Raw genomic sequence first — 24974 nt, 5'->3', positions numbered from 1 at the left:
CCGAATCCCCACTCCCCGCTGTTGCATAACCTGAATATCACATCGCCTTGCGCACACTAGCGCGATGGCAGACGTGCACTCCCCCCTTCCGTCGCCGCCATTGCTGGACGATGCCTGCGCATTGTTTCTGGACGTGGACGGTACCCTGATCGACTTTGCCGACAGCCCAGAGGCTGTGCGGCTCCTGCCCGAGGTCCGTGCGGCCATCGGCCAGCTTAGCGACCGCCTGCATGGCGCAGTGGCACTGGTCAGCGGACGACCATTGTCGCAGCTGGACGCCTTGTTCGCGCCGTTGCTGCTTCCGGCCGCCGGCCTGCACGGGCACGAGCTCCGTGGCGATATCGCCGCACGCGTCGCAATGCCGCAGGACACCTCCGGGTGGCTGCATGGCCTGCACGAACGCGCCGCCACACTCGCGCATCGGCATCCTGGCGTGCTGGTCGAAGACAAAGGCGTCAGCGTCGCGCTGCATTGGCGCGCGCAACCGCTTGCCGGCCCCGAGGTTCTCGCCTTTGCGCAGCAGGAAATCGCCCAGCTTTCCGGGTATCGCCTGCAACCGGGCGACCACGTTGTCGAATTCGTGCCCGAAGGCAGCAACAAGGGTCTTGCGGTCGAACAGATGATGCAGCACGGCGCATTCGCCGGCCGCACGCCGGTATTCGTCGGCGACGACCTCACCGACGAATTCGGCTTCGCAGCGGCCAATCGCCTCGGCGGCTGGAGCGTGCTGGTCGGCGCTCGCGCCCGGACCAGCGCGCGCTTCCGCGTCGATGGCACTGCCGACGTGCATGCGTGGCTGCAACGCAACGTGCGCCAGTCCTGAACGCGGCGCGCCGTCCCCTCTTCATTCTTCAAAAGGATCGTTCGCACTCCATGACCGAGCCAAACCTGGATCTGGGCGTCATCGGCAACTGCAGCTTTGGCGCATTGGTCGATCGGCAGGCGCGTGTGGTGTGGAGTTGCCTGCCGGCGTTCGACGGCGACCCGGCGTTCTGTTCGCTGCTCTCGCCCAAGCGCGAGGGCGGCGACTTCGCCGTGGAGCTGGAAGACTTCGCCAGCAGCGAGCAACACTACCTGCCCAATACCGCAGTGCTGCGCACCGTGTTGCGCGACCACCACGGTGGCGAAGTGGAAGTCATCGATTTCGCGCCGCGCTGGCGCAACAACGGGCGTTTCTATCGGCCTGTCAGCATCATCCGGCAGATCCGCCCGCTCGCCGGCAACCCGCGCATCATCGTGCGCGCCCGCCCGCTGGCCGACTGGGGCGGCCGCACTCCGGAAACCACCTGGGGCAGCAATCACATCCGCTGGGTGCTGCCCGAATTCACCCTGCGCCTGACCACCGATGTGCCGGTACGCTTCGTGCGCGACGGCCTGCCGTTCGTGCTCAGCCACCCGGTCAACCTGGTGCTGGGCGTGGACGAATCGCTGACCCGCTCGCTCACCGGCTACGTGCAGGAAGCGCAGGAACGCACCGAAGAATACTGGCGCGAATGGGTGCGCTACCTGTCGATTCCGCTCGACTGGCAGGAAGCGGTGATCCGCAGCGCGATCACGCTCAAGCTGTGCCAGTACGAAGACAGCGGCGCCATCATCGCGGCGATGACCACCTCGATCCCGGAGGCACCCAATACCCCGCGCAACTGGGATTACCGCTATTGCTGGCTGCGCGACGCCGCATTCGTGGTGCGTGCACTGAATCGATTGGGCGCCACGCGCACGATGGAGCAGTTCATCGGCTACATCTTCAACATCGCCACCGCCGACGGCACCATGCAGCCGCTGTACGGCATCGGTTTCGAATCGCAGCTGGAAGAGCACGAAGTCGAAACGATGGACGGCTACCGCGGCATGGGTCCGGTGCGCCGGGGCAACCTGGCCTGGATCCAGCAGCAGCACGATGTCTATGGCAGCGTGGTGCTGGCGTCCACCCAGCTGTTCTTCGATCTGCGCCTGAAGGATCAGGGCGATGCGGACACCTTCCGCCGCCTGGAGCCGCTGGGCGAGCGCGCCTTCGCGCTGCACAACGTCCCCGATGCCGGCCTGTGGGAGTTCCGCGGCCGCGCCGAAGTGCATACCTACACCGCTGCGATGTGCTGGGCTGCCTGCGACCGGCTGTCCAAGATCGCAGACCGGCTGGTGCTGCCCGAACGCAGCGTGTACTGGCGCGAACGCGCCGATACCATCCGCGAGCGCGTGCTGAGCGAGGCATGGAGCGAAGAACGCGGTCATTTCACCGATACCCTCGGCGGTCACCGCCTGGATGCATCGCTGTTGCTGCTGGCCGATATCGGCATCGTCGCCAACGACGACAGCCGCTTCGTGCGCACGGTCGAAGCGGTCGGCCGCGTGCTCAAGCATGGCGATGCGCTGTATCGCTATATCGCACCGGATGACTTCGGTGAGCCGGAAACCAGCTTCACCATCTGCACGTTCTGGTACATCGACGCGCTGGCCGCGATCGGTCGCAAGGAGGAGGCGCGTGAACTGTTCGAGCGCATTCTCTCGCGCCGCAATCACCTCGGCTTGCTGTCCGAAGATCTATCGTTCGAAGACGGCGAAGCCTGGGGGAATTTCCCCCAGACCTATTCGCATGTGGGTTTGATCATTGCAGCGATGCGCTTGTCGCGGAGCTGGCAGGAGGCGTCATGAGTCGTTTGGTGGTGGTATCCAACCGCGTTGCAGTGCCCGGCGAAAACCGCGCCGGCGGATTGGCGGTTGGCCTGTTGGCTGCGCTCAAGGAGCGCGGCGGTGTGTGGTTCGGCTGGAGCGGCAAGACCGTACGCGGCGACAGCGGCGGCATGCACGAGCAGACCGAGGGCGACATCAAGTTCGTCACCATGGACCTCAACAAGCGCGACATCGATTCGTACTACAACGGGTTCGCCAATCGCACGCTGTGGCCGCTGCTGCACTTCCGGCTGGACCTGGTCGATTACGACCGCGCCACCCGCGAAGGCTATATGCGTGTCAATCGGCTGTTCGCCGAGAAGCTGGCGCCGTTGTTGAAAGACAGCGACACGTTGTGGATCCACGATTACCACATGATTCCGCTGGGCGCGATGCTGCGCGAGCTGGGGGTGGGTTGCAAGATGGGCTTCTTCCTGCACGTGCCGATGCCCTCGGCCGATCTGATGCAGGCGATGCCCGACCATGCACGTTTGTTCAGCACGTTCTATGCCTACGATCTGGTCGGTTTCCAGACCCAGCGCGATGCCGAGCGCTTCAAGGCCTATGTGCGCCTGTTCGGTGGTGGCCGCATTCTCGACGGCGACATTGTCGAAGGTCCCGGCGGGCGTCGCTTCAGTGCCGTGGCCTTCCCGATCGGGATCGATACCGACCTGATCGCCCACCAGGCCAAGGCCTCGGTCGGCAAGCAGGCAGTGCGCGATCTGCGCGAGAGCCTGCGCGGCCGTCAGCTGGCGATCGGCGTGGACCGGCTGGATTACTCCAAAGGCCTGCCGGAACGCTTCCAGGGATTTGAGCGCTATCTGGAGCGCTATCCGGACCAATCCGGCAGCCTGACCTATCTGCAGATCGCGCCGGTCTCGCGCGGCGACGTCAACGAATACCGCCAGCTGCGCGGGCAGCTTGAGCAGATCGCCGGCCATATCAACGGTGGTCATGCCGAACCGGATTGGACGCCACTGCGCTACGTCAACCAGAACTTCAGCCACGCAACGTTGACCGGTTTCTATCGCGCGGCCTCGGTCGGGCTGGTCACGCCGCTGCGCGACGGCATGAATCTGGTCGCCAAGGAATTCGTCGCGGCGCAGGATCCGCAGAATCCAGGCGTACTGGTACTGTCGTTGCTGGCCGGTGCAGCCGACGAGATGAAGGAGGCGCTGCTGGTCAATCCACACGATCTCGACGGCGTGGCCGATGCGATCGCCACCGCGGCAAGCATGCCGCTGGCAACCCGCATCGAACGCTGGCGGGCGATGATGGATCATCTGTGCAAGAACAACATCAATCATTGGCGCCAGCGCTACCTGCAGGCGCTTGCAGATATCTGAATCCGGCTATCGCGAGCTACCGTCACGCAGACGCGCTGCGCACCGGCAGCGCCCCGCTCCCCTCTGGCACGCCGGTTCTCGTTCCGTCACGGACACGAACGTCGTTGCGGTCTAAAATATTCACATGAGTAGCGCTGAGGACCCTGGGAGGGGCTGCGCGTTCATATCCGGACGTTCTGGTTTAGGACGTTTTTGTTAGATCGAAGGCCGCCCTTTGCCAGCCCGTGATCTTTCTCCCTCCACGACTCGCCACCGCCTGCCGGTGCCTGGGTCCTTCCTGACATCTCAAAATGACTGATCAATCCTCAAAACGTGGACTAGGCACCTGGCTGCTGGTGGTCTATGCCGTGGTGATCGCCGTGCTCGGTGCGGTGCTTGCCTACGAGGGCGGCCGCCTGGTCGCCGTCGGTGGTTCCTGGTATTACCTGCTGGCGGGCATCGGCCTGTTCCTGGCCGGCGTATTGTTGGCGCTGGGCAAGCGTGCCGGCCTGTGGCTGTTTGGCGCCACGCTGGCTGCCACCATCGCCTGGGCGCTGTGGGAAGTGGGCCTGGATGGCTGGGGTCTGGTGCCGCGTCTGGCCTGGATGTCGGTGCTGGGGCTGCTGCTGCTGCCGTTCTGGGGCGTGGCCCGTCGACGCATGCAGCCGTTGTCGGGGCTGGGCTATGTGCTGGTGACCGGCGTACTGCCGATCCTGGGCGCGACGCTGATCCTGTGGCCGTTGCTGCTACCGCGCAATGTCGAGTTGGCCGATGCCTCCACGCTGCCGGCCGGGGACGCTGCGCCGTTCAGCCGCACCAACGTGCCCAGCCCGGACGGCAACGTCGCGGCCAACCACGATGCCAGCAACTGGACCTCGTACGCCGGCTCCAACCTGTCCAACCATTACACCCCCGGTGCGCAGATCACTCCGGAGAACGTCAAGAACCTGAAGGTGGCCTGGGAATTCCATACCGGCGATCTGAAGCCGGCCGGCTCCAAGTTGGGCTACGCCTTCCAGAACACCCCGCTCAAGGTCGGCGACCTGCTCTACATCTGCACCCCGACCCAGAAGGTGATTGCGGTGGAAGCGGCCAACGGCAAGGAGCGCTGGCGCTTCGACCCGCAGACCAACCCGAAGGCGATGGCCGGCGTTGCCGCCACCACCTGCCGCGGCGTGTCGTACTACCAGGCGCCGCAAGGCACCGCCGAGTGCCCGACGCGGATCTTCTGGCCGATGGTGGACGGCCGCCTCGGCGCGCTGGACGCGCAGACCGGCAAGCTGTGCACCAGCTTCGGCACCAACGGCTTTGTCGATCTCAATGCCGGCACCGGCAACACCAAGCCGGGCTTCGTCGGCCCGACTTCGCCACCGGTGGTGATGCGCGGTGTGGTGATCCAGCCCACCGGGCAGGTGCGCGACGGCCAGGAAGGTGATGCACCGTCCGGCGTGGTGCGCGGCTTCGATGCGCTCACCGGCCAGCTGCGGTGGGCCTGGGACCTGGGCAACCCGGCGATCACCGCCGAGCCGCCGGCCGGGCAGACCTATACCCGTTCGACCCCGAACGTATGGTCGCTGATGGCCGCCGACGACGAGCTGGGACTGGTCTATCTGCCGACCGGCAACGCGTCCGGCGATTTCTTCGGCAAGGGCCGCACTCCGCAGGATGAGGAATACACCGCCGCGCTGGTGGCCGTGGATGCGGCCACCGGCAAGGAGCGTTGGCACTTCCGTACCGTCAACCACGACCTGTGGGATTACGACATCGGCCCGCAGCCGAACCTGGTCGACTGGCCGGTGGCTGGCGGCGGTACCCGTCCTGCGGTGATCCAGGCCACCAAGTCCGGCCAGGTATTCGTGCTGGACCGCGCGACCGGTGCACCGGTCATGCCGGTCAAGCAGATCGCCGTGCCGCAGGGCACCGATCACGGCGACTGGACCGCGGCCACGCAGCCGATCTCGCCGGGCATGCCCAATACCGTGGGCGCACCGAGCCGCGAGTACGAGACCATCGTCGAGTCCGACGCCTGGGGCATGACCCCGTTCGATCAGCTGGCCTGCCGTATCCAGTTCAAGCAGCTGCGCTATGAGGGCATGTTCACCCCGCCGACCCTGCAGGGCTCGCTGGCCTTCACCGGCAACCACGGCGGCATCAACTGGGGCGGCGTGTCGGTCGATCTGCAGCGCGGCATCATGGTGATGAACAGCAATCGCCTGCCCTACACCCTGCAGGTCTACACCCGCGAAAAGATGGACGAACTGGGCGTGGTGTCGGTGTTCGACGGCAAGAGCAAGACGCCCGGCTACATGGCGCAGAAGGGTCTGGCCTACGGCGCCCGCAAGGAGCCGTGGATGTCGCCGCTCAACACGCCGTGTGTGGCACCGCCGTGGGGCTACATCTCCGGCGTGGACCTGCGCACGCAGCAGGTGATCTGGCGGCGTCCGCTGGGCACCGGTTACGACCAGGGCCCGATGGGTATCCCGTCCAAGACCAAGTTCGAGATCGGCACGCCCAACAACAGCGGCTCGCTGGCCACCGCCGGCGGCGTGACCTTCATCGGCGCGACCCTGGACGACTTCATGCGCGGCTTCGATACCCGCACCGGCAAGCAGGTCTGGGAGACCCGCGTGCCGGCCGGCCCGCAGGCCGCCCCGCTGAGCTACACCATCGACGGCAAGCAGTACATCGTGGCCGCCGTGGGTGGGCACGACCGCATGGAAACCAAGTCGGGTGACAGCGTCATCGCCTGGGCACTGCCCGACGACGCAGGCGCCAAGCCGGCGAAGTAAGCCGACGCGGCATCAGCAAGTTCTGCATCGATAGACCGGTCATCGCGAGATGGCCGGTTTTTTTTTGGGGATTCGGGATTCGGGAATGGGGAATGGAAAAGCGCTTTTCTGTTGCCGTCCGGGTTGGGCTGGATCTGTGGTGCGCCGGATTCCCGATTCCCCATTCCGCGCTCTTCGATGCGTCTTGATGGCGTCGCACGGATGGCGCTGCCGGCGCGTCTTGGCCACGTGCACGCGATCGGATCGCGTGGGGTGGCGGCCCGCGAAGTGCCTGCGGGATCTGCCCATACTTCACTCAGAATTTACAATTGCGAGGCCGGCGTGCAGGTGCAAAGGACGTCGCGGTGCACTTAGCTGCTCTGAAGCCGCTTCCAAATCAAACACATCGGCATTTCAGGGATCCGGCCCGACAGATTCCGACGAACGGCGATTTCACGCCGTCATGATTCGGGCTGGAGCGCCGATACCCATGGAACCCCACGCAGTGCAGGACAGCGCTCCCCACTTCGAATCACGCAGTTGGACTCAGCCTATGTCGCCCTCACACGATGCCACCGCCGTCTGCCGCCCGCGCTCCGGCCGCAACCTTGCGCGTGCCGCCACGACCGCATGGCTGCCTGCCGTTGCACAGATCGGGCTGCTGGTCCTGCTGACCCTGTACGCCGCCACGTTGCTGCCCGGCGGTCTCTGGGGCGGGTTGGGTCGCTTGCTACCGGTGCTGCTGGTGCTGGGCGCGGCAAGCGCCGGGCTGTGGTGGTGGCCGCGCCGTCGCAACGTCGCGCAACTGCAACAGATCCTCGGCACGGTGACGGCCATCGGTGACGGGCGCTTCCAGCGTCTGGATCTGCGCCATGCCTCCGGCGAGCTCGCGCCGGTGCTGCACGCCTTGCAGGCAACCCAGGACAAGCTGGGCATCCACATCGATGTGATGGAACAGGGCCTGCGCCATGGGCAGTTCGTGATCAAGGCGCTGGACGATCTGGACACCATGATCCGCATCGCCGACGACGACGGTCAAGTGCTATTTGCCAACCGCAAACTGCTCGCGATGCTCAAGCGGATCGAGCCGGATGTGCAGAGCTTTCGCCCCGGCTTCCATGCCGATGGCTTCGTCGGCGGCAGCATCGGCGACATCTATCCTGACAGCCAGGCCGCGATCGACCGCATGCGCGCATTGACCACCTCCGGGGCGGTGCGCGCGCCCTTCTTTGGCCGCCAGATCGACTTCGTCTACAGCCCGATCATCGCCGCCGACGGCACCAAGCTGGGCACCATCGCGCAATGGATGGACGTCACCGCACAGGTCAACGCCGAGCAGGCGCTGATCCAGATCATCGATGCCGCCGCGGCCGGCGATTTCAGCCGGCGCATGCAGATCGACGGCATGGACGGCGTGTTGCGGGCGCTGGCCCAGGGCATCAACCGCATCTACGACTCGGTGGAAATCCACCTGGCGGCGCTGGCACGCGTGATCGGCGCCATGGCCGAAGGCGACCTCACCCAGCGGGTGGACGGCGATGCGCACGGCATCTTTGCGCGTCTACGCGACGACACCAACCAGACCGTGACCCGGCTGACCGAGATCATCGGCGGCATCCAGGTCGCGTCGGACACGATCCGCCGCGCGGCGGTGGAAATCGCCGCCGGCAACACCGACCTGTCCGAGCGCACCGAGCAACAGGCGGCCAATCTGGAAGAAACCGCCAGCTCCATGGAAGAACTCACCTCCACCGTGAAGCAGAACGCCGACAGCGCGCTGCAGGCCAATCGGCTGGTGGTGGGCACCGGCGAAGTCGCGCACAACGGCGGCCAGGTGATGGACGATGTGGTGTCCACCATGGGGCAGATCAGCACCGCCTCGCACAAGATCGGCGAGATCATCGGCGTCATCGACGGCATTGCCTTCCAGACCAATATCCTGGCGCTCAATGCTGCGGTGGAAGCCGCCCGCGCCGGCGAACAGGGCCGCGGCTTTGCGGTGGTCGCCTCGGAAGTGCGCGCCCTGGCGCAGCGCTCGGCCGATGCGGCCAGGGAGATCAAGACGCTGATCGCCGACTCCACCGGCAAGGTCGAACGGGGCTCGGGCCTGGTGCATCGCGCCGGCGCGACCATGCGCGAGATCGTCGGCTCGGTCAAACACGTCACCGACATCATGAGCGAGATCACCGCCGCCAGCGCCGAACAATCCAGCGGCATCGAACAGGTCAACCGCACCGTCGCGCAACTGGACGAAGTCACCCAACGCAATGCCGCGCTGGTGCAGGAAGCCACTGCCGCTGCGCGCAGCCTGGAAGAGCAGGCCGTGGAGCTGGCCGATGCAGTGTCGATCTTCCGCCTGCAGCCTGCGCACAGCGGCGAACAGAAGCTAGTGCGCGCAAGCTTCAAAAACGCGGCCGCGTAAGCCGCCGGCATCCCAAATCACGAAATTACCGTAGGAGCGCACCCGGGCGCGACGACGCTTTCCCGGTAACGCCACATCGCGCCCAGGTGCGCTCCTACACAAAGCAGGCATGCCCGTCCGCCATCTCAGATCCCGCACGCGGCCGACCAACACGCCGATCAGCCAGCCCATCGTAGAAATCAGCGCGCTGTCGTAGGAGCGCACCCGGGCGCGACGACGCTTTCCCGGTAACGCCGCACCGCGCCCAGGTGCGCTCCTGCACAAAGCAGGCATGCCCGTCCGCCATTTCAGATCCCGCACGCGGCCGACCAACACGCCGATCAGCCAGCCATCGTGGAAATCAGCGCGCTGTCGTAGAAGCGCACCCGGGCGCGACGAAGCCTTCCCGGTAACGCCGCATCGCGCCCAGGTGCGCTCCTGCGTCGGGCGGTGGGCGCTAGTCCAGAAACCGCTCGCGCTGCTCTGGGCTCGGCAGCATGCAATGGTCAGTGCGACCGAACCAGCGGTAACGATTGCGTGCGATCAGGCGATAGCCGATGTCGCGCACGCTGCGCGGCACAACGCGCAGCACTATGACCAGCCGCCAGAAGCCGCCCAGGCCGGCCAGCACCCGCACGATCGCATCGCTGTCGGTCCACGCACCGCGGTCATCCACCAGCAGAAACGACAACGGGTCGTCCGGATCCAGGCCATGCTGCTGCAACAGCGCGCGCCCGGCCTGGCCCTGCATTGCGGCAAAGCGATAACGCCCGCGTCGATCGTGACGCAGTAGGAACCTGACCCAGCCATTGCACAGCAGGCACACGCCATCGAACACGATGGTCGCGGGCACCGCGCATGGCTGACGACCAGGCGGCTCCACGCGAGACGGCTTCGAGTGAGCAGGCTCCAACTGAGACGGCTCCAGCCCAGACACGTCAGCGAGCGCTGGATCAGCGCGGTTCAAGCCAGCCCTCGTAGCGAATGAACGGGCCGACCAGCGGCAAGTGCACGTCGACCAGGAATCCGTAACGCCCGGCGTCGGCATGCTCGCGGCACCGCACCTGCTCGAACCAGCGCGCGGGCAACGGGATCCAGCCCAATGCCCACACGCGTGTGGCCTGCCAGTACAGCGATTGCGCATCGGCGCGTAACGCGAATTCGAACCGCACCGCGCCCAACTGTTCGCGCAAGCCAGTGCCATCGCGCCATAGGCGCGAATGCATCGGCAGGCCGCCAAACCGCCGATGCCAGCGCTCGCCGGTCGCGTCGGCAAGAAACTCCACTTCGACCTCCACCTCGCCACTGCGCGGCAACCGGCTCAGCAACGCCAACAACGGGACCAGCGCATGCGTGCCGCGTTGAATCTTTGCCCGTCCCACGAAGATCTGCCGCTGCTGCACCGAATGCAGCGCGCGCACCGGCGCAGGCAGCCGCGCAAACGCGTCCTGCCCCAGCACCTGCGCGAACAACGGCATGTTCAGGGCGCGATCCAGGCCAGCGTGGCCATGCGTCCGCTGCAGCGGTCGCGACGATGCGAGAAGAAACGTTGCGGCTCGGAAATGGTGCACAGCCCGCCGCCATGGATGGCGCTGGCCGGCACACCGGCATGCTGCAGGCGCTGACGCGCCAACGCATACAAGTCCACCCGCCAATGCCCCGGGCGGGTCGCAACAAACGCGCGTTGCGCCTGCGCATCGTGCGCGACGAAGGCGTTGAACACGTCTTCACCGATTTCATAGGCCTGCGGCCCCGCTGCCGGCCCCAACCATGCCATCACCTGCTGCGGCGGCGTGCGCATCGCCGCCACGCTGCGCTCCAGCATGCCGTCGGCCAGGCCGCGCCACCCTGCATGCGCGGCGGCCACTTCGCTGCCATCGCCAGCGGCTAACACGACCGGCAGGCAATCGGCGGTGAGGATCGCCAGCACCACGCCGGGCACGGCGGTCACCGCTGCATCGGCGACCGGTTCCTGCGCGCCTGGCGCGACAGTGCCCGCTGCAGGCGGCTGTTCGCCGGGCGCGAGCACGGGCGCTTCGACACGCAGCACCTCCACCCCATGCACCTGACGCAGCCACTGCGGGGTACCGGGCAGTGCCAGCGCCTCGACCAGCAGCGCCCGGTTGCGTTCCACCTGCTCCGGCGCGTCGCCATCGGCACCGTTGCGGTTGCCGAGGTTGAGCGTGTCGAACGGCGCCAGCGAGCCGCCCAGGCCGTGACGCAGCGTGGTCAGCGCATGGATGCGTGGTGGCGCCGGCCAGTCGGCCGGCAGCACGAAGGGCGCGGCAGCGGCCACGTCAGCGGCGTGCCAGCTCGGCGGCGCGTGCGCTGTCTTCGCGCAGGGCCGTCATCAGCCGCTGCAGGTCGGCAGGTACCGGCGCGCTGGCGCGCACCGGCTCGCCGCTGACCGGGTGCAGGAATTCCAGGGTTTCGGCATGCAGCGCCTGGCGCTTGAAGGTGCGCAGCTCGTGCACCAGGTCGTCGGTGGCGCCCTTGGGCAGCTTGAGCGCGCCGCCGTACAGCGGGTCGCCGACGATCGGCGACTTCAGATGCGCCATGTGCACGCGGATCTGGTGGGTGCGCCCGGTTTCCAGCCGGCATTCCAGCGCGGTGTGCGCGCGGAAGCGCTCGCGCAGGCGGTAATGGGTGACCGCATCGCGGCCGTCGTCACGCACCGCCATCTTCAGCCGATCGCGCGGATGGCGGTCGATCGGCGCGTTGGCGGTGCCGCCGGAGACCAGCGCGCCCACCACCACCGCCAGATACTGGCGATGCACATCGCGTGCGGACAGCTGTTCCACCAGCGCGGTCTGCGCCTGCACGGTACGCGCCACCACCATCACCCCACTGGTGTCCTTGTCCAGCCGGTGCACCACGCCTGCGCGCGGCACCGCCGCCAGCGCCGGGTCGCGGAACAGCAAGGCGTTGACCAGGGTACCGTCCGGATTGCCCGCGCCCGGGTGCACCACCAGCCCGGCCGGCTTGTCGATCACCAGTACCTGGTCGTCTTCGTACAGCACGCTCAGCGGGATGTCCTGCGGTGCGGCGTGGGTCTGGGTTTCCAGCACCACCTGCACCTGCACGCTCTCGCCGCCGCGCAAGGTGTCGCGCGGACGCGCCATTTCCCCGTTCAGCAGCGCGTCGCCGGACTTGATCCACTCCGACAACCGGGAGCGCGAGAATTCGGGGAACAGCTCGGCCAGCACCGCATCGAAACGCCGTCCTGCGGCGTTGTCGGGCACGATGGCCTGGCGGATGGACGGGTCGAGGGGTTCGGCAGATGGGTCGGACATGGACACGGGCACTCAGGCAAAAGCGGGAATTTGGGGGTCCGGGCGACGGGAGTCAGTCGCCGGACAGGCCACTAGGCTATCATCGCGCTCTCGTTTTCCTGATGCGTCCTGCCCAGACCCATGATCCGACGGTCCACGTTTTCCGCGCCTGTGCGCCTTATTGCCCTCATGCTGGTTATGGCGTTCGTCGTCACCGGCTGCCACCGCGGCGCCAAGGACAAGAATCCCGATGAAGGCATGCCGGTCGAGCAGCTCTACGGCAAGGGCCACGGCTTGATGGAGAAAGGCAACTGGGCCGGCGCCGAAGCCAGCTACAAGCGCCTGATCGCCCAGTATCCGTACGGCCCGTACACCGAGCAGGCGATGATCGAAACCGCCTACGCCCAGTACAAGGCCGGCAAGCACGACGACACCGTGTCCAGCGTCGACCGCTTCATCCGGACCTACCCGACCCATCGCAACATCTCGTATCTGTACTACCTGCGCGGGCTGGCCAACAGCAACCGCGACACGGTGTTCCTGCGCCGTGTGTGGTCGCTGGATCCGAGCCGTCGCGATCTGTCCTCGCCGCAGCAGGCCTACAACGACTTCAACACCGTCACCGACCGCTACCCGAACAGCCGCTACGCGCCGGATGCGCGCAAGCGCATGATCGAGCTGCGCGACGTGTTCGCCCAGCACGAGCTGGACAACGCGCTGTACTACCTGCGGCGCAACGCCTGGGTCTCGGCGGCCGGTCGTGCCAACTACCTGCTGGAAACCTATCCGCAGAGCGCCTACCAATATGACGCAGTGGCGGTGCTGGCCGAGGCCTACACCCACCTGGGCAACAAGACCCTGGCCGCCGACGCGCGCCGCGTGCTGGAGCTCAACAGCCCGCAGCATCCGTGGCTGACCGGCAACTGGCCGAAGTATCCCTGGGCCATCCGCAAGCTCAACCCGTTCGCCGGCGAGAAGTCCGCCGCCACCGGTCAGCGCAACGCACAGATGAGCCGCGACTGAGATCACCAGGCGCTGGTGTGATGAAAAGGGGCCGCAAGGCCCCTTTTTGTTAGTGCGGCAATGCGGATGCAGCAACACGCCTGCGGTGGTGCCGGCGCGCCGATTGCCGCAGGCGCCTGCGGTGCTCGACGACAGTGACGCCTGATCGACCGAGAGATCGGCCGTCCTGCATTACGCGCACGTGCCATCCTCCCGCAGCGGGTCGCCCCTGTCTGCGGCAGCTGCGGGCATGTCGCCAGACCCGGCACCAGGTCACCGAACCGCACCTGCGCGCTGCCTATACTCGGCCTGGAAGAGGATCCGACGCTCCGCTGGCGCCAACCCAGGAGGCCGCATGTCCCGCTGCATCGTCCCGTTCGTGCTCGTCCTGTTGCTGGCGGCCATGGCCACGACCGCCACCGCAGCACCCATCGTCTACGGCGTCAACGCCCACGACAACCGCCCCGCCTACCCCATGGCCCAGGCCGAGGCCCGCTTCAAGCTGCTGGCCGCGCGCAATCTGCGCAGCTACCGTTTCGATGTGGACCCGCGCGACTACGCAACACTGGATGTCCTGGTCCCGCTGGCGCGCAAGTACGGCATCACGCTGCGCCCGATGGTCTACCCGATGTCGCGCGGGATCGGCTACCAGCTGGCACGCCGCTATGCCGCCGACATCAAGGTCTGGGAGATCGGCAACGAACAGGATCTGGTCCGCGCCGAGGCCGATGCGCGCATCGCGGCAATGACCACGATGTACCTGGGCATGCGCCAGGCCTCCAACGAACTGGGCGCCGGCCTGCGCTTCACCATCAACATCACCGCCTGCAACAGCGACGACCGCAGCGCCGACGCACGCTGCCCCGGCGATCGCAGTGGCTCGCTGTGGTTCCTGGCCAAGGCCAAGGCGGCCGGCTTCGACTTCGACCACATCAGCTTCCACTACTACGCCTTCCACCAGGATGCCGGCTACTGGGCGGAGTTGTATCTGGGCCAGCTGCGCACCGCCGCGCAGATCTACCACACGGCGGTGTTCTTCAACGAGCTCAACTGTGCGGAGATCTACACCGGCAACACCAGCGGCGGTGCCGAAGGCGACCGCGGCTGCTACGACAGTCTGGCGCAGCTGCTGCGCAACGTGCGCGCCAACTATGCCGACGTGGTGTCCGAAATGAACGTCTACGAATTGCTGGACCAGACCACCATCCAGGGCGCCGAAGGCCATTTCGGCCTGATGTACGACCTGGCGCGGCCCAAGCCCACCCTGGACCTGCTCACCCGCTTCGCTCAAGCACCGGCCGCCGCAGCGGTGGCCGGTGCGCCGGGCGACCGACCGCAATAGCCGGTCGGGCTACTGCCCGGAGTAGCCATTGGTGATCGGGTAACGCCGCTCGCGGCCGAACGCACGCCGCGACACCTTCGGCCCAGGCGCGGCCTGGTGGCGCTTCCACTCGTTGAGCCGCACCAGCCGCAGCACGTGCTCCACCGTGTCGGCGGCATAGCCGGCCGCGACGATGTCGTCGCGCGACTGCTCCTGGTCGACGTAGCGATACAGGATGCCGTCCAGCACATCGTATGGCGGCAGCGAATCCTGGTCGGTCTGGTTGTCGCGCAACTCGGCCGAAGGCGGGCGCGAAATCACTGCCGGCGGAATCACCGGCGCTCCGCCCACGGTATTGCGCCATTTGGCCAGGCCGAACACCTCGGTCTTGTACAGGTCCTTGAGCGGCGCATAACCACCGCACATGTCGCCGTAGATGGTGGCGTAACCCACTGCGTATTCGCTCTTGTTGCCGGTGGTCAGCAGCAGCCCGCCGAACTTGTTGGACAACGCCATCAGGATCACGCCGCGGCTGCGCGACTGCAGGTTTTCTTCGGTGATGTCCGGCTGGGTGCCTTCGAATAGCGGTCCCAGCGCGGCGAGCAACCCTTCGAACGCCGGCTCGATCGCGATGGTTTCCAGCCTGACGCCCAGCGCGCGGCATTGCTCGTCGGCCAGATCGTTGGACAGATTGGCGGTGTAGCGCGACGGCAACCGCACCGCGGTGACGTTGTCGCCGCCCAGCGCATCGACCGCCATTGCCAGCACCAGCGCCGAATCGATGCCGCCGGACAGGCCCAGCCAGACCTTGCTGAAGCCGTTCTTGCGGCAATAGTCCTGCAACCCACGCACCACGGCGCGCCAGGCCAGCGCGTCCATGCTCTCGTCGCCATCGTCCACCCACACCACCGGGGTGAAGCTGCGCTCGCCGGCGATGTAGTCCACCACCAGCCACTGATCGACGAAGGCGGCAGCGGCCGGATGCACGGTGCCGTCGCCATCGGCCACCACCGATGCGCCGTCGAACACCAGCGCGTCCTGGCCGCCGACCACGTTGAGATAGGCAATTGCCGCCCCGCTCTCGCGGGTGCGCTCGGCCAGCAGGGCATCGCGCTGGGCATGCTTGCCGCGCTCGTAGGGCGAGGCGTTGGGCACCAGCACCAGCTCGGCGCCGGCCTGCACGGTCCTGGCCAGCGGCTCGGCAAACCACAGGTCCTCGCAGATCACCACGCCCACCTGCACGCCCTTGACCGTCACCACGCAGTTGTCGCCATCCGGGTCCACGTCGAAATAGCGGCGCTCGTCGAACACCGCGTAATTGGGCAGTTCGCGCTTGCGGTACGTTGCCTCGGTACGCCCGTCGCGCAACACGCTGGCGGCGTTGTAGACCACGCTGCCGGCGCTCTGCGGCCAGCCGACCACCGCCACGATCCCTTGCGTGCTGGCGGCGATGCGCGCCAGCGCTTTCTCGCAATGGGCGAGAAAGCCGGGCCGCAGCAGCAGATCCTCCGGCGGATAGCCGCTGATCGCCAGCTCGGGAAACAGCACGATGTCCGCATCGAACTCGTCGCGCGCTGCCGCGATGAAATCGATGATGCGGTCGGTGTTGCGCGCCACGGCGCCGACCGGGAAGTCGAACTGCGCCATGGCGATGCGAAGCGTCTGGGACATTGGAAGGCCTATGCGAATGCAGCTGGAGAGGCATGGCGGGGCCGCATCCGGCAAGAGACCGGGATGCAGACCGGCGTCGCCGCCAAGCCTGCATTATTCCAGAAGCACGCCGGCATGCAGGGATCTGCTGCTGCCCCAGTGTTACTGGTCCACTGCGTGCGCGTCGCCTGCGTGGGTGATGGCCGGCTGCGTCGTCATCGCTCGGATTCGTTGCCGAGCAGAATGCACAACAGCCAAGGGCTCCAAATCGAACCGTGCAAGCCGATCGACTTAGCCGACAAGGCACTACAGACAACGACGATCGACCAAACCGCTGACACGACGCATCGCTTGGCCACCGGCTCCGGCAATCAGATATCGCCGCCACAAAAAAGGCCGCCCGAAGGCGGCCTTTCTGACGCTCACACGCCTGCGCGCGCAGCGTGCTTACTTCACCAGCGCAGCGATCGCCGCACCCAGATCGCCCGGCGAACGGACGGTCTTGACGCCGGCAGCTTCCATCGCCGCGAACTTGCCTTCGGCAGTGCCCTTGCCGCCGGATGCGATCGCACCGGCGTGGCCCATGCGCTTGCCGGCCGGCGCCGACGCACCGGCGATGAAGCCGACCACCGGCTTCTTCACGAATTGCTTGATGTATTCGGCACCGGCTTCCTCGGCGTCGCCACCGATCTCGCCGACCATGATGATGCCTTCGGTCTGCGGGTCTTCGTTGAACAGCTTGAGGCAGTCGACGAAGTTCAGGCCGTTGATCGGGTCGCCACCGATACCGATGCAGGTGCTCTGGCCCAGGCCCACTTCGGTGGTCTGCTTGACCGCTTCATAGGTCAGGGTGCCCGAACGCGACACGATGCCGATCTTGCCCGGCTTGTGGATGTGGCCCGGCATGATGCCGATCTTGCACTCGCCCGGGGTGATCACGCCGGGGCAGTTCGGCCCGATCAGCACGGTGTCCGGATGCGAGCGGGTCAGCACGTTCTTGACGCGCAGCATGTCCAGTACCGGGATGCCTTCGGTGATGCAGACGATGACCTTGATGCCGGCCGCAGCCGCTTCTAGGATGGCATCGGCCGCGTACGGCGGCGGCACGTAGATCACCGACGCATCGGCGCCGGTGCTCTGCACGGCATCGGCCACGGTGTTGAACACCGGCAGGTCGATATGCGTGGTGCCGCCCTTGCCCGGCGTCACGCCGCCGACGACCTGGGTGCCGTACTCGATCATCTGAGTGGCGTGGAAGGTGCCCTGCTGGCCGGTGAAGCCCTGCACGATCACCTTGGTGTTCTTGTTAATCAAAACGGACATGGATAGTTCCTTCGGTGTCGTGAATCAGGCGGCGTTCTTGACAGCTTCGACGACCTTCTTGGCACCGTCGTTGATGTTGTCGGCCGGGATGATGGCCATGCCGCTGTCGCGCAGCAGCTGCTTGCCTTCCTCCACATTGGTGCCTTCCAGGCGCACCACGACCGGAACCTTGACGCCCACTTCCTTGACCGCAGCGATGATGCCCTCGGCAATCATGTCGCAGCGGACGATGCCGCCGAAGATGTTGACGAAGATGCCTTCGACCTTGTCCGAGGACAGGATCAGCTTGAACGCCTCGATGACGCGCTGCTTGTTGGCACCGCCGCCCACGTCCAGGAAGTTCGCCGGCTCGCCGCCGTTGAGCTTGATGACGTCCATGGTGGCCATGGCCAGGCCTGCACCGTTGACCATGCAACCGATGTTGCCGTCCATGGTGACGTAGTTGATGTCCAGCTCCGACGCGGTGACTTCGGTCTCGTCTTCCTGCGTCTTGTCGCGCATGGCGATCAGCTGCTTCTGACGGAACGCGGCGTTGTCGTCGCTGTCGAACTTGCCGTCCAGCGCGTACAGGTTGCCGTCGTCCAGGATCGCCAGCGGGTTGATTTCAACCAGCGCCAGATCCTTTTCGTTGAACAGGCGATACAGGTTCACCATGATGCTGGCGAACTGGCCGGCCTGCTTGGCGGTCAGGCCGAGCTTGAAGCCGAAGTCGCGGCCGTGGTACCCCTGCACGCCTTCGACGAAATCGACGTTGAGCGAGTGGATCAGCTCCGGCGTCTGCGCGGCGACCTGTTCGATCTCCACGCCACCCTCGCTGGAGGCGATGTAGGTGATGGTCTTGGTGCCGCGGTCGACCAGGATCGACAGGTACAGCTCCTTGACGATCTCGCCGGCGGTGGTCACCAGCACCAGGTTGATCGGCAGCTCGACGCCGGCGGTCTGGTAGGTGGACATCTTGGTACCGAGCATCTTGGCCGCTGCGGCCTTCACATCGTCGGTGGTCTTGCAGAACTTGACGCCGCCAGCCTTACCGCGACCGCCCGCGTGGATCTGCGCCTTCACCATCCAGGGGCCCTTGCCCAGGGAATTGGCGACTTCAACCGCTTCGTCCGGGGTCGCCGCGACCTTGCCGGCCGGAACGGGGATGCCGTACTCGGCAAGCAGCTGTTTTGACTGGTATTCGTGGAAATTCATGCGTCACCGTGGGAAAAGGAAACGACCGCTGCGTGCAACGCAGACCGCCGGGGCGGCACGTCAAGAGACGCGAACGGGCCGCCTATTGTGGCCGACCACGCCGTGCGGCGCAAAAGCCGGCGGGAGTGCCCGCCGTTTGCGGCGCTTGCGCGCAGCCCGGCACTGTGCGCAAGCGCTACGCGGGCCGCGCACCTGCCTATACTCGCGGCTTGCTCCAGCGGGGAATCGGTTTGCCATCCAGCCCATCGCTTATCGACCGGATCCAGTCCGCGCCGCAGCGCGAGCTGTACTTCTTTTCGCTGTACCGGGTGCTGGTGGCCGGGCTGATCGCCGCCCTGGTGTTCAGCCCGCTGTCCGACGCGATCCCGGAGCCGCGCTACCCGCGCCTGGCGGCCGGCGTGGCGATCGGCTACCTGTCGCTGGCCATCCCGCTGCTGTTCTGGGGCCGCAACGAGCGCCGCCTGACCGCTACCGTGCTGTGCGCGGTGATCGCCGACATCCTCGCCGCGACCCTGGCCACGCACGCGCTGCCCGGTGCCAGCGCCGGCATCGCGATGATGCTGCTGTTCAATGTCGCCGCCGCCTCGATCCTGCTGCGCCTGCGCTACGGCATGGGCATCGCGGTACTGGCCAGTTCCGCCACCGTGCTCGAGTACCTGTGGACGGTGCTGGAAGGCGGCGGCGCCACCCGCCCGGTGGCCGAACTGGCGATGTTCGCCACCAGCTATGTCGCGGTGGCCTTCATCTGCGAGCAGATCGCCGCGCGTGCGCGCCGCAATCAGATGCTGGCCGAGGAGCGCGGCGCGCAGGTGGCCAATCTCTACGAGATCAACGAACTGATCATCCGCCGCATGCGCACCGGCGTGCTGGTGGTCGACACGCACAACCGCATCACGCTGGCCAACGAGGCGGCGCTGGCGCTGCTCGGCGACGGCGACCAGCGCAACGCCCCGGTCGACCTGTCGCTGGCCGCGCTCACTCCCGAACTCTCGCGCCGCCTGCAACGCTGGCGCAGCGGCTGGCGCCAGGAAGAAGCCCCGCTGCAACTGGGCGCCGACCGCCCGGAAGTGCAGCCGCGCTTCGTGCGCCTGCTCGCCGACAGCGACCTGGTACTGGTGTTTCTGGACGATGCCAGCGTGGTGTCGCGGCGCGCCGAATCGCTCACCCTGTCGGCGATGGGACGCTTTTCGGCCAGCCTGGCGCACGAGATCCGCAACCCGCTGGCGGCGATCAGCTACGCCTCGCAGCTGCTGGAAGAATCCCCCGACATCGGCGATGCCGACCGCCGCCTGCTGCAGATCATCCACCAGCAATGCCAGCGCACCAACGGCATCGTCGAAAGCGTGCTCGCGCTGGCCCGCCGCGAGCGCGCAAGCCCGGACAACCTGGATCTGGCCGCCTTCGTGCGCCGCTTCGTGGTCGAGTACCGGCAGACCCTGTCGATGGAAACCGACATCCTGGAAGCCAGCATCCAGGGCAATGCCGTGCATGCCTTGGTCGACCCCAAGCATCTGCACCAGATCCTGACCGCATTGGTGCACAACGCACTCAAATACGGCCGGGTCATGGACGAGCCGGCGCGGGTGAAGCTACGTGTGGAGCGCATGGAGCGCATGGCGGTGATCGACGTGGTCGACCGCGGCCCCGGCATCCCGGAGACCGTGGCCGCACAACTGTTCCGCCCGTTCTACACCACCTCCGAACACGGCACCGGGCTGGGCCTGTATATCGCCCAGGAACTGTGCCGCGCCAACCAGGCGCAACTGGACTACGTGTCGGTGCCGGGCGGCGGCGCGTGTTTCCGGATCCTGTTGCAGGGGCCCAATAGCCTGCTCGGGAAGTGAGCGGGAGCGTTGCGTCATGCCTGGAGCAAGCCCAGTGCGCATCTGCTGCGATCGTGTGCCTGCGGCCAGCCGCTGCGCATCGTGCTTTATCCGACCGGCGCAGCATTGTTGATCGCGTGAATCGTTCCGCCCGACCGCGCCCGGCAATTGTCGACTGTCATCGCCGTGGGCTATCTTGCGCCACATGAACGAACCGAAAAGTGCACTGGTTGTCGATGACGAGCGTGACATTCGCGAACTGCTTGTTCTCACCCTGGGCCGGATGGGCCTGCGCATCAGCACCGCGGCCAACCTGGCCGAAGCCCGCGAGCTGCTGGCCAACAATCCCTACGACCTGTGCCTGACCGACATGCGGTTGCCCGACGGCAACGGCATCGAACTGGTCACCGAAATCGCCAAGCACTATCCGCAGACCCCGGTGGCGATGATCACCGCGTTCGGCAGCATGGACCTGGCGGTGGAAGCGTTGAAGGCCGGCGCCTTCGACTTCGTCAGCAAGCCGGTGGACATCGGCGTGCTGCGCGGCCTGGTCAAGCACGCGCTGGAACTGAACAACCGCGACCGCCCCGCCCCGCCCGCGCCGCCGCCGGAACAGGCCAGCCGCCTGCTCGGCGACTCCAGTGCGATGGAAAGCCTGCGCGCCACCATCGGCAAGGTCGCGCGCAGCCAGGCGCCGGTCTACATCGTCGGCGAATCGGGCGTGGGCAAGGAGCTGGTCGCCCGCACCATCCACGAACAGGGCGCACGCGCGGCCGGCCCGTTCGTGCCGGTCAACTGCGGCGCCATCCCCGCCGAACTGATGGAAAGCGAATTCTTCGGCCACAAGAAGGGCAGCTTCACCGGCGCGCATGCCGACAAGCCCGGCCTGTTCCAGGCCGCGCATGGCGGCACGCTGTTTCTGGACGAAGTGGCCGAATTGCCGCTGCAGATGCAGGTCAAGCTGCTGCGCGCAATCCAGGAGAAATCGATACGCCCGGTCGGTGCCTCCGGCGAGTCGCTGGTGGACGTGCGCATCCTCTCGGCCACCCACAAGAACCTGGGCGACCTGGTCTCCGACGGCCGTTTCCGCCACGACCTGTACTACCGCATCAACGTCATCGAACTGCGCGTGCCGCCGCTGCGCGAACGCGGCGGCGACCTGCCGCAACTGGCCGCGGCCATCATCGCGCGCCTGGCGCATAGCCACGGCCGGCCGATTCCGCTGCTGACCCAGTCCGCGCTCGACGCGCTGGACCAGTACGGATTCCCAGGTAACGTCCGCGAGCTGGAAAACATCCTCGAACGCGCCCTGGCCCTGGCCGAAGACGACCAGATCAGCGCCACCGACCTGCGCCTGCCCGCCCACGGCGGCCACCGCCTGGCTGCCAGCCCCGGCAGCGCCGCTGTCGAACCCCGCGAAGCGGTGGTCGACATCGACCCCGCCTCGGCCGCCCTGCCCTCCTACATCGAGCAACTGGAACGCGCCGCGATCCAGAAAGCGCTGGAAGAGAATCGCTGGAACAAGACCAAGACCGCCGCGCAGCTGGGCATCACGTTTCGGGCATTGCGTTACAAGTTGAAGAAGTTGGGGATGGAGTAGAAGGGCCGGGAGTCGGGATTGGGGAATCGGGAATCGCAAAAGCGGGTTGACCGTGTTTAATTGCTTTGACTGCTCTGTTTTGGCCTCTACGTCTCGATGAGCTTAGAGGACGGCATTCATAGCCTTATGCTGTTCACCAATAAGAAGGGCGCTCCTCTTACGAGGAAGCGCCCTTCTTATTACGGCTTCGCAACGTTGCCCAGTTTCGCCAAAACCGGTGAGCAACAGCTTGGGTGAAAAGGATTACCGCAGTGGCCAGCTTCTCCGATTCCCCAAGCCCGATTCCCGATTCCCGGCCTTAGTCCTTGGTCACCCGATTGATCTCGGCCAGGCTGGTTACCCCGTGCGCGGCCTTGACCAACGCCGACTGGCGCAGGTCGCGGATGCCGATACTCTGTGCCGCCTCGGCGATCTGCATCGCGTTGCCGCCTTCCAGTACGATCGCGCCGATTTCGTCGGTCATCGGCATCACTTGGTAAATACCGGTACGGCCCTTGTAGCCTTCGGTGCACTCGTCGCAACCGACCGCCTCATACAGCTCGATCCCGGCAGCGATCTGCGCCGGCGTGAAGCCTTCGGCCAGCAACGCATGCTCGGGCAGGCTCGACTTGCGCTTGCAGTTGTTGCACAGGCGCCGCGCCAGACGCTGCGCAATGACCAGCGTCACCGACGAGGTGATGTTGTAAGGGGCAATGCCCATGTTCATCAAACGCGCGATGGTCTGCGGCGCATCGTTGGTGTGCAGCGTGGACAGCACCATGTGACCGGTCTGCGCGGCCTTGATCGCAATCTCGGCCGTCTCCAGGTCGCGGATTTCGCCGACCATGATGATGTCCGGGTCCTGGCGCAGGAACGAGCGCAGCGCTGCGGCGAAGGTCATGCCGCGCTTGTTGTTCTGCTGCACCTGGTTGACGCCAGGCAGGCGGATTTCCACCGGGTCCTCGGCGGTGGAGATGTTGCGCGTCTCGTCGTTGAGGATACCCAGTGCCGTATACAGGGACACCGTCTTGCCCGAACCGGTCGGCCCGGTCACCAGCACCATGCCGTACGGCTTGTGGATTGCATCCAGGAACAGCTTCTGCTGGTCCGCCTCGTAGCCCAGCTTCTCGATGCCCAGCTTGGCCGCGCTGCCGTCCAGGATACGCAGCACCACCTTCTCGCCGAACAGGGTCGGCAAGGTGCTCACACGGAAGTCGATCTGCTTGGTCTTGGACAGGTTGAGCTTGATGCGCCCGTCCTGCGGCACCCGCTTCTCGGCGATATCCAGCTGCGACATCACCTTCAGGCGCGCCGCGATGCGCTGGTTCAGCTTCACCGGCGCCTTGGCCACGTTCTTCAGCAGCCCGTCGATGCGCAAGCGCACCCGGTAGTCGTCTTCATAGGGCTCGAAGTGGATGTCGGAGGCTCCCCGCCGGATCGCATCCACCAGCACCTTGTTGACGAACTTCACCACCGGCGTGTCGTCGCCCTTGGCATCGACCCCGGAATCCCCGCCGGCGCCCATGTCCTCGTCGCCGGCCGACACGTCCAGGTCGCCCATCCCCTCATCGTCGTCACCGAGCGACGAGCCAAGCGCCGCATTGCTGGCTTGCCACTGCTCCAAGGTGCGACGGATCTGGTCCTCGTCGACCAGGATCGGCTCGACCACCAGGTTGGTATGGAACTTGATATCGTCCAGCGCCCGCGTCTGGGTCGGGTTGCTCACCCCCACGAACAACCGGTTGCCGCGCTTGAACAGCGGCAGCACCTGGTACTTCTGGAGCAACTCCTCACTGACCAGCTTGACCGCGTTCTGGCTGGTGTCGAAAACGGACACGTCCATCAGGGGCATGCCGAACTCGACTGCATTGGCCGCAGCCAACTGCGCTGCAGATACCAGTTTCTTCTCGGCGAACCACTGCGGCAAGGGAATCTTGGCCAAAGTAGCCTGCTCCATTGCAGAACGGGCTAGCACCTCGTCAAGTACCCCGTCCTGAACGAGGCGCCTCGCAATGCCAGTTATTCCAACCAAATTAGCAGTTCCCGCTAGACTCATAGCTCTTGCTCGCCGAATCATGGTTAATGATGAGCATATACCAGGCTGCTTGAAGACCTCACATAGATCCGAACCTTTCGCCTAGCAGCTGCGGATTTCTTCAAGCAAAACGGCCCTGCAGCTTCCTGCAGGGCCGTTTTTTTCCAGTACTAAAAAAAGTACTATTAACGCTGGTATCAGGTGCACTTGCCCGGCTTGTACTTAGCATCAAGGTTAGAACCACAGCTCCACAAGCCAGTTGCGGCGTCACGCGTCCAAGTCAGTGTCTTGTCATTGAACTTGGTGGCATTACCACCCTTGGTCGTGCAAGTGATCGTCGTAGCGGTAAGGGCCACAGTGCAGTAAGAGGTGGTGGGACCAACACCAATGAAACCGGCATCGGCAGTTGCGGTGCTAGGAGTCTTACCTTCGTTGGTTGCCTGTTCGAACCCAACCTTGCCGGGGGTGATTTCAGCAAGGGCCGAGGCCGCCTGCGACTTCACTACGTAATCCTGATAAGCCGGAAGCGCGATTGCAGCCAGGATTGCAATGATCGCCACAACGATCATCAGTTCGATCAGCGTAAAACCTTGTTGCTTCTTCATAGGTAT

General features: G+C 65.8%; 18 protein-coding genes. 9 read left to right on the top strand and 9 right to left on the bottom strand.

Annotated features, from left to right (window positions below):
* The first annotated feature begins 64 nt into the window (after positions 1 to 64).
* From otsB to FHT08_RS03400, 5 genes are all read left to right on the top strand, one after another.
* On the top strand, positions 65 to 823 hold the full coding sequence (otsB, locus tag FHT08_RS03420) for a trehalose-phosphatase (RefSeq protein WP_166774305.1): 759 nt from the start codon (positions 65 to 67) through the stop codon (positions 821 to 823).
* A gap of 50 nt (positions 824 to 873) precedes the next feature.
* A complete protein-coding gene (locus tag FHT08_RS03415) occupies positions 874 to 2652 on the top strand; it encodes a glycoside hydrolase family 15 protein (RefSeq protein ID WP_166774304.1) in 1779 nt (592 codons plus the stop codon).
* Positions 2649 to 4016, top strand: a complete 1368-nt coding sequence (gene otsA / locus FHT08_RS03410) for an alpha,alpha-trehalose-phosphate synthase (UDP-forming) (RefSeq protein WP_166774303.1) — start codon at positions 2649 to 2651, stop codon at positions 4014 to 4016. The genes FHT08_RS03415 and otsA overlap by 4 nt, the downstream gene beginning before the upstream one ends.
* A gap of 329 nt (positions 4017 to 4345) precedes the next feature.
* Complete coding sequence (locus FHT08_RS03405) at positions 4346 to 6784, top strand: membrane-bound PQQ-dependent dehydrogenase, glucose/quinate/shikimate family (protein ID WP_208408886.1); 2439 nt, start codon at positions 4346 to 4348, stop codon at positions 6782 to 6784.
* A gap of 532 nt (positions 6785 to 7316) precedes the next feature.
* Positions 7317 to 9185, top strand: a complete 1869-nt coding sequence (locus tag FHT08_RS03400; RefSeq protein WP_166774301.1) for a methyl-accepting chemotaxis protein — start codon at positions 7317 to 7319, stop codon at positions 9183 to 9185.
* A gap of 436 nt (positions 9186 to 9621) precedes the next feature.
* Here FHT08_RS03400 and FHT08_RS03395 read toward each other — a convergent pair whose 3' ends face one another.
* The 4 genes from FHT08_RS03395 to rluD all read right to left on the bottom strand — a co-directional run bounded on the left by FHT08_RS03395 (position 9622) and on the right by rluD (position 12457).
* Positions 9622 to 10047 carry a thiol-disulfide oxidoreductase DCC family protein gene (locus FHT08_RS03395; protein ID WP_166774300.1) on the bottom strand — a complete coding sequence of 142 codons (426 nt, stop codon included), beginning with the start codon at positions 10045 to 10047 and terminating at the stop codon, positions 9622 to 9624.
* A 70-nt stretch (positions 10048 to 10117) separates the two neighbouring features.
* On the bottom strand, positions 10118 to 10642 hold the full coding sequence (locus FHT08_RS03390; RefSeq protein ID WP_166774299.1) for a DUF4166 domain-containing protein: 525 nt from the start codon (positions 10640 to 10642) through the stop codon (positions 10118 to 10120).
* A 2-nt stretch (positions 10643 to 10644) separates the two neighbouring features.
* Positions 10645 to 11460, bottom strand: coding sequence for a peptidoglycan editing factor PgeF (gene pgeF, locus FHT08_RS03385; protein WP_166774298.1), 816 nt, complete (start codon positions 11458 to 11460; stop codon positions 10645 to 10647).
* A 1-nt stretch (position 11461) separates the two neighbouring features.
* Positions 11462 to 12457, bottom strand: coding sequence for a 23S rRNA pseudouridine(1911/1915/1917) synthase RluD (gene rluD, locus FHT08_RS03380; protein WP_166774297.1), 996 nt, complete (start codon positions 12455 to 12457; stop codon positions 11462 to 11464).
* A gap of 120 nt (positions 12458 to 12577) precedes the next feature.
* Between rluD and FHT08_RS03375 the strand changes: the two genes are divergently transcribed.
* Both FHT08_RS03375 and FHT08_RS03370 read left to right on the top strand, forming a co-directional pair.
* Positions 12578 to 13459 (top strand): outer membrane protein assembly factor BamD, encoded by an 882-nt coding sequence (locus FHT08_RS03375; protein WP_104536105.1) that lies wholly within the window; start codon positions 12578 to 12580, stop codon positions 13457 to 13459.
* A gap of 334 nt (positions 13460 to 13793) precedes the next feature.
* The gene (locus FHT08_RS03370; RefSeq protein ID WP_166774296.1) at positions 13794 to 14780 is read left to right on the top strand and encodes a hypothetical protein; all 987 of its coding nucleotides are present in this window, start codon (positions 13794 to 13796) and stop codon (positions 14778 to 14780) included.
* Between the two features lie 9 nt (positions 14781 to 14789).
* Here FHT08_RS03370 and FHT08_RS03365 read toward each other — a convergent pair whose 3' ends face one another.
* The 3 genes from FHT08_RS03365 to sucC form a co-directional block, all read right to left on the bottom strand.
* A complete protein-coding gene (locus FHT08_RS03365) occupies positions 14790 to 16430 on the bottom strand; it encodes an NAD+ synthase (RefSeq protein WP_166774295.1) in 1641 nt (546 codons plus the stop codon).
* Positions 16431 to 16856: 426 nt separating this feature from the next.
* Entirely contained in the window at positions 16857 to 17732 is an 876-nt protein-coding gene (gene sucD, locus FHT08_RS03360) for a succinate--CoA ligase subunit alpha (protein ID WP_011038208.1), read from the bottom strand.
* A 24-nt stretch (positions 17733 to 17756) separates the two neighbouring features.
* Positions 17757 to 18926 carry an ADP-forming succinate--CoA ligase subunit beta gene (gene sucC / locus FHT08_RS03355; protein ID WP_104607430.1) on the bottom strand — a complete coding sequence of 390 codons (1170 nt, stop codon included), beginning with the start codon at positions 18924 to 18926 and terminating at the stop codon, positions 17757 to 17759.
* 230 nt (positions 18927 to 19156) lie between these two features.
* On the opposite strand from sucC, the gene FHT08_RS03350 reads away from it, so the two are divergent.
* Complete coding sequence (locus FHT08_RS03350; RefSeq protein ID WP_104607431.1) at positions 19157 to 20770, top strand: HAMP domain-containing sensor histidine kinase; 1614 nt, start codon at positions 19157 to 19159, stop codon at positions 20768 to 20770.
* A 184-nt stretch (positions 20771 to 20954) separates the two neighbouring features.
* Positions 20955 to 22349, top strand: coding sequence for a sigma-54 dependent transcriptional regulator (locus FHT08_RS03345; RefSeq protein WP_166774294.1), 1395 nt, complete (start codon positions 20955 to 20957; stop codon positions 22347 to 22349).
* Positions 22350 to 22647: 298 nt separating this feature from the next.
* Here the strand turns inward: FHT08_RS03345 and pilB are convergent, their stop codons facing one another.
* Positions 22648 to 24384, bottom strand: a complete 1737-nt coding sequence (gene pilB, locus FHT08_RS03340) for a type IV-A pilus assembly ATPase PilB (protein ID WP_166774293.1) — start codon at positions 24382 to 24384, stop codon at positions 22648 to 22650.
* A 176-nt stretch (positions 24385 to 24560) separates the two neighbouring features.
* A complete protein-coding gene (locus FHT08_RS03335) occupies positions 24561 to 24968 on the bottom strand; it encodes a pilin (RefSeq protein WP_102251438.1) in 408 nt (135 codons plus the stop codon).
* Positions 24969 to 24974 lie beyond the last annotated feature (6 nt).

The sequence above is a fragment of the Xanthomonas sp. CFBP 8151 genome, from assembly GCF_011761885.1.
Lineage (GTDB): Bacteria > Pseudomonadota > Gammaproteobacteria > Xanthomonadales > Xanthomonadaceae > Xanthomonas > Xanthomonas arboricola_B.
This window is presented reverse-complemented; position numbering and strand designations above follow the sequence as displayed.

Excerpts from the sequence above, each read along its gene's own strand:
- otsB (WP_166774305.1), top strand. The coding sequence starts at position 65 with ATGGCAGACGTGCACTCCCCCCTTCCGTCGCCGCCATTGCTGGACGAT.
- FHT08_RS03415 (WP_166774304.1), top strand. The coding sequence starts at position 874 with ATGACCGAGCCAAACCTGGATCTGGGCGTCATCGGCAACTGCAGCTTT.
- otsA (WP_166774303.1), top strand. The coding sequence starts at position 2,649 with ATGAGTCGTTTGGTGGTGGTATCCAACCGCGTTGCAGTGCCCGGCGAA.
- FHT08_RS03400 (WP_166774301.1), top strand. The coding sequence starts at position 7,317 with ATGTCGCCCTCACACGATGCCACCGCCGTCTGCCGCCCGCGCTCCGGC.
- FHT08_RS03390 (WP_166774299.1), bottom strand. The coding sequence starts at position 10,642 with ATGCCGTTGTTCGCGCAGGTGCTGGGGCAGGACGCGTTTGCGCGGCTG.
- rluD (WP_166774297.1), bottom strand. The coding sequence starts at position 12,457 with ATGTCCGACCCATCTGCCGAACCCCTCGACCCGTCCATCCGCCAGGCC.
- FHT08_RS03375 (WP_104536105.1), top strand. The coding sequence starts at position 12,578 with ATGATCCGACGGTCCACGTTTTCCGCGCCTGTGCGCCTTATTGCCCTC.
- FHT08_RS03370 (WP_166774296.1), top strand. The coding sequence starts at position 13,794 with ATGTCCCGCTGCATCGTCCCGTTCGTGCTCGTCCTGTTGCTGGCGGCC.
- FHT08_RS03365 (WP_166774295.1), bottom strand. The coding sequence starts at position 16,430 with ATGTCCCAGACGCTTCGCATCGCCATGGCGCAGTTCGACTTCCCGGTC.
- sucD (WP_011038208.1), bottom strand. The coding sequence starts at position 17,732 with ATGTCCGTTTTGATTAACAAGAACACCAAGGTGATCGTGCAGGGCTTC.
- sucC (WP_104607430.1), bottom strand. The coding sequence starts at position 18,926 with ATGAATTTCCACGAATACCAGTCAAAACAGCTGCTTGCCGAGTACGGC.
- FHT08_RS03345 (WP_166774294.1), top strand. The coding sequence starts at position 20,955 with ATGAACGAACCGAAAAGTGCACTGGTTGTCGATGACGAGCGTGACATT.
- pilB (WP_166774293.1), bottom strand. The coding sequence starts at position 24,384 with ATGAGTCTAGCGGGAACTGCTAATTTGGTTGGAATAACTGGCATTGCG.
- FHT08_RS03335 (WP_102251438.1), bottom strand. The coding sequence starts at position 24,968 with ATGAAGAAGCAACAAGGTTTTACGCTGATCGAACTGATGATCGTTGTG.